Origin of the sequence: Albidovulum sp. (assembly GCF_008933605.1) — a bacterium.
Taxonomy (GTDB): Bacteria; Pseudomonadota; Alphaproteobacteria; order Rhodobacterales; family Rhodobacteraceae; genus Albidovulum.
Map to the genome: position 1 here is coordinate 1 of NZ_WBUS01000148.1, position 7,668 is coordinate 7,668.

The 7,668-nt window shown below is 70.8% G+C and carries 9 protein-coding genes; 2 read left to right on the forward strand and 7 right to left on the reverse strand.

The window, feature by feature from the left end:
* Window positions 1–58: 58 nt before the first annotated feature.
* The 3 genes from F9K34_RS15360 to F9K34_RS15370 form a co-directional block, all read right to left on the reverse strand.
* Entirely contained in the window at window positions 59–379 is a 321-nt protein-coding gene (locus tag F9K34_RS15360; RefSeq protein ID WP_291337999.1) for a PepSY domain-containing protein, read from the reverse strand.
* Between the two features lie 157 nt (window positions 380–536).
* A complete protein-coding gene (locus F9K34_RS15365) occupies window positions 537–1,193 on the reverse strand; it encodes a cytochrome b/b6 domain-containing protein (protein WP_291338000.1) in 657 nt (218 codons plus the stop codon).
* Window positions 1,186–1,500, reverse strand: coding sequence for a PepSY domain-containing protein (locus F9K34_RS15370; protein ID WP_291338001.1), 315 nt, complete (start codon window positions 1,498–1,500; stop codon window positions 1,186–1,188). Before F9K34_RS15370 ends, F9K34_RS15365 begins: the two co-directional genes overlap by 8 nt.
* A 143-nt stretch (window positions 1,501–1,643) precedes the next feature.
* Between F9K34_RS15370 and F9K34_RS15375 the strand changes: the two genes are divergently transcribed.
* Window positions 1,644–2,303 carry a response regulator transcription factor gene (locus F9K34_RS15375; protein WP_291338002.1) on the forward strand — a complete coding sequence of 220 codons (660 nt, stop codon included), beginning with the start codon at window positions 1,644–1,646 and terminating at the stop codon, window positions 2,301–2,303.
* Window positions 2,300–3,679, forward strand: coding sequence for a sensor histidine kinase (locus tag F9K34_RS15380; protein ID WP_291338003.1), 1,380 nt, complete (start codon window positions 2,300–2,302; stop codon window positions 3,677–3,679). The genes F9K34_RS15375 and F9K34_RS15380 overlap by 4 nt, the downstream gene beginning before the upstream one ends.
* Here F9K34_RS15380 and F9K34_RS15385 read toward each other — a convergent pair.
* From F9K34_RS15385 to F9K34_RS15400, 4 genes are all read right to left on the reverse strand, one after another.
* Entirely contained in the window at window positions 3,646–4,674 is a 1,029-nt protein-coding gene (locus F9K34_RS15385) for a trans-3-hydroxy-L-proline dehydratase (RefSeq protein ID WP_291338004.1), read from the reverse strand. The genes F9K34_RS15380 and F9K34_RS15385 overlap by 34 nt on opposite strands.
* Before the next feature lie 7 nt (window positions 4,675–4,681).
* Window positions 4,682–6,358 carry a cis-3-hydroxy-L-proline dehydratase gene (gene lhpI, locus F9K34_RS15390; RefSeq protein WP_291338005.1) on the reverse strand — a complete coding sequence of 559 codons (1,677 nt, stop codon included), beginning with the start codon at window positions 6,356–6,358 and terminating at the stop codon, window positions 4,682–4,684.
* On the reverse strand, window positions 6,355–7,356 hold the full coding sequence (locus F9K34_RS15395) for a 4-hydroxyproline epimerase (RefSeq protein ID WP_291338006.1): 1,002 nt from the start codon (window positions 7,354–7,356) through the stop codon (window positions 6,355–6,357). The genes lhpI and F9K34_RS15395 overlap by 4 nt, the downstream gene beginning before the upstream one ends.
* A gap of 3 nt (window positions 7,357–7,359) precedes the next feature.
* A partial coding sequence (locus tag F9K34_RS15400; RefSeq protein ID WP_291338007.1) for an NAD(P)/FAD-dependent oxidoreductase occupies window positions 7,360–7,668 on the reverse strand: 309 nt, incomplete at its 5' end.

Consider the following 7,668-nt stretch of genomic DNA (forward strand, 5'->3'; position numbering starts at 1 on the left):
GTCCTGAGGCGCGAGCACCGCTTGGGGCGCGCGCCGATCCGGGTCCGGCGTCGGGGTCTCAGTTCGACTGGCTCGCCGGGGCGGCCTGCGTCCCGCCTGCGACGGCGAAGGCCTCGATCCGCGCCTTGCGGACATCGAGCGTCGCCGGGTCGATCTCCACCTTGAGGAGATTTCCGCCGGGGTCGGCCGCGCGGACCTTGTAGCAGCCGTCGTCGATCTCCATCGCGTTGAGCGTCCAGCCGTAGTTGCCGGCCACCTGCGCGGCGGCCTCCTGGAGCGGCAGGGCCGTGGCCCGGGCCACGCAATCGTCGTCATCGGCGAGCGCCGCGCCCGCCGGCAGGGCGGCGAGAACGGCGAGGGCGGCAAGCATCGGTTTCATGGGACAATCTCCATTGCTGCGGTTTTCCACTGCTTCGACTTTCCGCGGCCCGGCTGACGCCCGCCTGATGGCTGCGGGGAATCTGCTTCAGCCCCGTGTCAGGAAAGCGAACGGCCCCGCCGGGCAGGCGGGGCCGGGTCGGCGCGAGGCCGATGGCTCAGGCGATGTCGCCCGGTCCGGGCGCGCGCTTGTCGCCCGTGACCATGGCACGCGCAAGGTTCTCGCGGTGGCGGAAGGAGGCGAGCGCGACCCCTCCGACATGCAGCGCCATGAGGAGGAGCATGAGATTGGCAAGCGCCTCGTGCAGGTCCTCCAGCGCCTCGCCACCGCGCTCGTTCTCATCCCCGTCGTCGTCGGCAAGGGCCGGCGTCACGATCTGCGGAAGCGCCGGCAGCATCGCCAGGCGTTCGGGCTTCTCCATCAGCCATCCGGTGAAGGCGGTGCCGGCGAGCGTGACGAGAAGGGCCGCGACCATCGCCGCCCCGGCCGGGTTGTGGCCCAGATAGCGCCGCTCGCGTCCGCCGAGCATGTCGCCCAGATAGGCAATCGTGGTGCCGGGTCCGCGGAGGAACTGCGAGAAACGCGCATATCGGCCGCCAGCGAAGCCCCAGACGAGCCGGAAGGCGATCAGGCCCGCCACCGTGTAGCCGGCGGCCTCGTGCACGGGCTGCACCTCGTCGGCGGTCAGCCATGCGGTGGCGAAGGCGAGGACAAGGCCCCAGTGAAAGGTCCTTACGAGCGGATCCCAGACCCGGACGGTGCCGGGCGCGGCGGCCGTCGGCGCCGCCGCCGCGAGGGTGGAAGCGTCACTCATTGCCCTGCCCCTCCTTGTCTCGTGCCTGGGGCCGTTTCCCGTCCTCGTATTCGATCTCCATGACCTGCAAGGTGGCAGGATGCACGGTCACCTCGATGCGGCGGCCCTCGGCGTCGCTGCCGTCGATCTCATAGCAGCCGTCGTCGATCTTGATCCGGGCGACCGTCCAGCCGTTCGTCTCCGCCAGCCGCGCAACCGCCGCGCGCGGCTGCCAGTCCGCCATGGGCACGAGACAGTCGTCTTCCGCCCGCGCGGCGCCCGCGGCAAGGAGCGCGACAAGGGTGATAATTGTCAGTCCTTTCGGCATGGGCCAAACTCCCTCTCGCGGCCAAGGCAAGCGGGTTCCTGCGCTTCGAAACTGACGGGAACCTGAAGTGCCGCGCCGGCAACGGTCAGCTTTGCGTCAGACCGCGCGGTCAGACAGGCCGAGAGGGAATTGGAACGGAACCCATGCGCATCCTTCTGATCGAGGACGACACCGTTCTGGGCGCCGCCGTGCGCGACCAGATCGCCGGCGACGGCCATTCGGCGGACTGGGTCACCCGGCTCGACGCCGCCGGCGACGCCATGGCCGGCGCCGTCTATGACCTCGTGCTCCTCGACCTGATGCTGCCCGACGGCCGCGGCATCCCCTTCCTCAAGCGCCTGCGCGCGCGGGGCGACGTGACGCCGGTCATCATCCTCACCGCGCTCGACCAGGTGTCGGACCGGATCGAGGGCCTGAACGCGGGCGCCGACGACTACCTCGTGAAGCCCTTCGACCTTGCTGAACTGTCGGCGCGGATCGGCTCCGTCGCCCGCCGCTACAGCGGCAACCCGAACCCGATCATCAGCCTCGGGTCGCTCGACATCGACCTCGCTGCGCGCAGCGTCCGCCGCGCGGGCAAGCCGGTGCAGCTCACGGCGCGGGAATGGGCGCTCTTCGAGGCGCTGCTGTCGCGGCCCGGCCAGCTTCTGTCCAAGGCGCAACTGGAGGAAAAGCTCTATGCCTTCGACGCGGAGGTGGAGAGCAACACGATCGAGGTCCACGTCAGTCGCCTGCGCAAGAAACTCGGCGCCGCGGTCATCGAGACCGAACGCGGGCTCGGCTACCGGCTGGGCGCGGAATGAGACTCCGGCCGCGGAGCCTTCGCGGCCGGCTCGGGCTGTCGCTCGGCCTTGCGCTGACGCTCCTCTGGATCGCGGCTGCCTCGATCACCGCCGTCGTGGTCCGCCATGAACTCGACGAGGTGTTCGATGCCACGCTCGAAGAGACCGCGCAGCGGATACTGCCGCTTGCGGTCGTCGATATCGTCGGGCGGGAGGACGAGGGGGTAACGCAGCGGCTTGCCGCCATCCGGTCGCACGAGGAGTTCTACACCTACATCGTCCGCGACGCGCAGGGACGCATCCTGCTGCAGTCCCACGCCGCCGATCCCGCGGCGTTCCCGGCCTATGACGGGCCCGGATTCCGCGACACGGCCACCCACCGGTTCTACAACGACGACGCGCTCAAGGGGACGGTGCGCATCTCCGTCGCGGAGCCGCTGGCGCACCGCAAGGCCGTCTCGCGGCAGATCCAGATGGCGCTCGGCCTGCCGCTCCTCGTGGTGATCCCGGCCGCCCTTCTCGCCATCGTCCTGGCGGTCGGCGGGAGCCTCGCCGCCATCGGCCGGTTCAGCGACCGCTTGACCGCCCGCAACGCCCGCGACCTCGCCCCGGTGCCGGTCCGCGGCCTGCCCTCCGAGCTTCTGCCGCTTGCCGGAACGCTGAACGCCCTCCTCGACCGCCTGCGCGCCGCCTTCGAGGCCGAGCGCAGCTTTGCCGCCAATGTCGCGCACGAACTCCGGACGCCGCTCGCAGGCGCCATCGCCCAGGCGCAGCGGATAGGCACCGAGAGCGGCGAGGACGCGGTGCGGGCGCGCGCAGGCGAGATCGAGGCCACGCTGAAGCGCCTCGCCCGCGTCTGCGAACGGCTCCTGCAGCTCGCCCGGGCGGAGGGGGGGCCGCTCAGGCTCGACCGGGCCGCGGATCTTCGCCCGGTCGCGCGGATCGTGGCGGAGGACATTGGCCGGACCCTGCCCCCGGACCGGCTCCGCCTGTCGCTGCCCGACCGGCCGGTTGTGTCGGACCTCGACCCCGACGCCTTCGCCATCCTCTGCCGCAACCTTGTCGAGAACGCGCTGCGCCATGGCGCCGCCTCCGCGCCGGTCGCGGTCACACTGGCCGAGGACGGGACCTTCGCCGTGGCGAACGCGGGGTCCGCGGTCCCGGCCGCGACCCTCGGCCGCCTGACCGCCCGGTTCGAACGCGGCGGGTCGGCGACGGATGGAAGCGGTCTCGGCCTCGCAATCGTGGCGGCGATCGCCGAGCGCATCGGCAGCCCGCTGGTCCTCCGCTCGCCGTTGCCGGGACAGGATGCCGGCTTCGAGGCGAGCGTCAGGCTACCCGTGCAGTCGGGGGGCCAGGCGGCTCAGCGCGCGCCCCAGGTGTCGGACAGGCGGTAGCCCTCCGGCCAGGGGTCGGACGGGTCCAGCATGTGCTGGTGGATGCCGGTGATCCAGCCGCGCCCGGAAATCTCGGGCAGGATCGCCGGATGGCCGCCGACCGTCGTCGTGCCGACAATCCGGCCCTGGAAGGTCGAGCCGATCAGCGACACCGCCGTCAGCCGGTCCTCCATCCCCATCTCGCCGCGCGCATGCAGCACCGCCATCCGCGCCGAAAGCGCGGTGCCAGTGGGCGAGCGGTCGACCTTTCCCGGCCGGATCGCCACGGCGGCGCCGGCGCGAAGCTCGGTCCCTTCGCGCGTGACCGGCCCGGCAAAGAGGCAGAAGGAGAAATGCCGCCAGTCGGGGTTCTCGGGATGGTGAAAGCCCAGCTGTTCCGTACCTGCCCTGGTGATCCTCACGCCGAGCGTCGCGATGTCGTGCGCCTCGTCGGCGGTCAGGCCGAAACCGAGCGCCCTTGCATCGACGAAGACGAAACTGTCGCCGCCATAGGCGGTGTCCACCGTCAGCGTGCCGAGCCCTTCCACCTCCAGCCGCGCGTCAAGCTTCGCGGCAAAACTCGGCAGGTTCTGGACGAAGATCCGCTCCGCCTTGCCGTCGCGGCATTCCGCCCGCACCCGGACGAGGCCGCCCGGCGCTTCCAGGACGAGATGCGTCTCGGGCTCGGTCATCGGCACGATGCCGCTGTCGAGAAGCACCGTCGAGACGCAGATGGAGTTGGAGCCGGACATCGGCGGCGTGTCCTCGGGCTCCATGATGATGAAGGCGGCGTCGGCCTCCGTGTGCTTCGGCGGGACGAGCAGGTTGACATGGCGGAAGACGCCCCCGCGCGGCTCGTTGAGGACGAAGTTGCGCAAGACCCCGTCGCGGGCGATCCAGCGCGACTGCTCCCAGATCGTCTCGCCCGGCGGCGGGGTCACGCCGCCGACGATCACGTCGCCGACCTCGCCCTCGGCATGGGCCGAGATCACATGGATCGTTTTGCTGGTCCGCATGGTGTCCTCATCTCAGCCAGTCGGGAAACGTCTTCGGCGCGCGCCCGGTCACTGCCGCCTCGGCGCAGGCGGCAAGGCCGCCGAAGCGCACGGCGCGGCCGGAGAGGCCGGGGCCATAATGCGCGTACTTGCCCGAGTTCGTCATCAGCGCGCGCGTCGCGGGCGGGAACACCGGTTCGGAGATCGAGCACCAGCAGAGATCGGGCAGCACCTGCGCGCCCGCCTCCGTCAGCCGCGCGAGCGTCCCTTCGGCCGCGGCCTCTGCGATCACCGCGCGCCCGGCGGTGACGATCAGGGGGATGGCCGCGCGCCGCCCCGCCATCGCCCCGGCAAGCGCGCGGCATTCCGCAAGCGAGGCATGCGGACTGCCGATGGCCACGAGGTCCACCGCCTCCGGGCCCTCGTTCAGCGCCGCCCAGGCGGCGGCGAAATTGCCGCGCGCGATGCGCGCATGGTCGGCGTCGCGGGCAAGGAGATGCGCTTCGGGCGTTACCCCCTCCACATGCAGCATCGGCGCGGCCGAGGTCGTGCCGAAGGCCGCGCAAAGCGCCTTCAGCGCCTCCGCCCCCGGTCTGGCACCGGCAAGCCCGCGCAGAAGCGGAATCCGGTCGGGCGAGAGCTTGCCGGCGATGTAGCCGATCAGCGGCCAGACGGCATCGTCGGCGCCCTCCGGCAGGTCGATGTCGACGATCCTGCGGGCCGCGCGATGCTCGGTCACGTAGACGCCGGCCAGCGGCGCGCGCCCCGTCATCGCAGCGAAAAGGTCCAGGAAATCCGGGTGCTTGGCGGTACGGGCGCCGAGCACGCTGTTGGCATAGATCACCGCGTTGGATTCCGACCAAGCGATGGCCTCGCCCTCGGTCGGCGCGGTGTCGAGGAGGTAGGGCGAGCAGGTGAAGGTCGGCTGGCAACCCATGCGCACATAGGCATCGGCCAGCCGCTGCGCCGGGCCGCCGAAGACGGGCGGCACGCCCTGCGCGCGCCAGCTGGAATGATCGACCGAGATCGCGTTCATCGTGGTCGGGATGCGGACCTTCGCCCCCATCTCGGCCATCTTCTCGGCAAAGGTCAGGTTGGCGGGGCTCGCATAGATGCAGCCGTCGATATGGCCCTGGGTCACGTCGATCAGCCGCGTCGCGCCCTGGTTTACCGCCATGGCGCAAAGGATGCGCATGGCCTGGGCCGTGGCCTCGCCTTCGGCGCCTTCCAGCATGGCGCGGTCATGGTCGGTCAATTCCAGCGCGCCGGTGGCCTGGGGAGCGACGGGGAGCGTCAGGCCGTCGGCCTCCAGCCCGTCCTCGGTGATGCGGGCGGTCTTGGCCTGCGCAAGCCGGGCATGCGCCTCGGGCGTCAGGCGCAGGACGGGCAGCGGCTTGCCGAACATGCCGGCCGCGATCATCGCGCCGAGGGTCACCACATCCTCGGGTTCGGCAAAGACCAGCGCCGCCGGGGCATGGCCGTTCAGCGCCATGTCGAGCAGGACGCCCGACCCGGTGCAGGAGCCGCGCGTGCCGGGCATGACGAGGATGCGCCCTGCCATGGACTGCCCCGCCAGCGGGTGATGCACGTCGATCACCCGGCCCGTGGCTGGATCGACCCCGCCCCAGAAGCTGAGCGGTTCGGAGCTGGCGAGGATCTCGCCCTCGGCCCGGCCGGGAAGGATGAAGCGGGCGCTTTGGGTCATTTGACGACAAATCCATGGGCGAAGGGGTCGCGATCATCGATGAAGATGGTGTTGTAGCCGGTCATGCGTGCCCAGCCCGCGATGCTCGGAACGATCGCGGCGCGGCCCGCGACCGTCGTGGCGGCCTCGACCCGTCCCTTGAAGATCGAGCCGATGATGCTTTCGTGCCAGAACTCGTCGCCGGGGCCGAGCCTGCCCTTGGCCGCGAGCTGCGCCATCCGCGCCGAGGTGCCGGTGCCGCAGGGGCTGCGGTCGATGGCCTTCTCGCCGTAGAACACGGCGTTGCGCGCATGCGCCCCCGCGACGGTGGGCGCACCCGTCCACTGGATGTGGCTGAGGCCGCGGATCTCCGGATGCTCGGGATGGACGAAGTCGTACTTCTCGTTCAGCGCCCGGCGCAGCTTCGGCGACCAGCCAACAAGCTCGCCCGCCGTGTGGTCGGCCATGTCGCGGAAGTTCTTCTGGGGCTCGACGATGGCGTAGAAATTGCCGCCATAGGCCACGTCGACCACGATCTCGCCCAGGCCCTCCACCTCGGCCGTGAGCCCCTCGGCATGGAGGAACGAGGGCACGTTGGTCAGCCGCACCTCCTCGACGAACCGCCCCTCCTGCCGGTAGCTGATCTCCACCTTGCCGGCGGGCGCGTCGATCGCGAGCCGGCCCGGCTCGCGCGGCGTGATGAGCCCGTTCTCGATGCCCATGGTGATCGTGCCGATCAGCCCGTGACCGCACATCGGCAGGCAGCCCGAGGTCTCGATGAAGAGGACAGCCACGTCGCAGTCGGGCCGGGTGGGCGGATAGAGGATGGAGCCCGACATCATGTCATGCCCGCGCGGTTCGTACATGAGCCCGGTGCGGATCCAGTCGAACTCGCGCAGGAAATGGGCGCGGCGTTCGAGCATGGTCGCACCCTCCAGCCGCGGCCCGCCGCCCGAGACGAGCCGTACCGGATTGCCGCAGGTGTGTCCGTCGATGCAGGAGAAGGTATGGGTCGCCATGGGTCAGAACCTCCGCGCGGAGAAAGGGGTGAGGTCGAGCGGTGGCTGCCGCCCGTCGAGAAGGTCGGCCACGATCCGGGCCGTGCCGGCGGATTGCGTCTGGCCAAGGTGGCCGTGGCCGAAGGCATGGATCACCCGCGGCGTGGCGCGGGACGGGCCGATGACCGGCAGCGTATCGGGCAGCGAGGGGCGGAAGCCCATCCACTGCACGCCGCCCTCGGGCCTGAGACCGGGCAGGAACGCCTGCGCCTTTTGCAGCATCGCCTCGGCCCTTCGGAAGTTCGGCGGCAGCGACAGGCCCCCGAGTTCCAC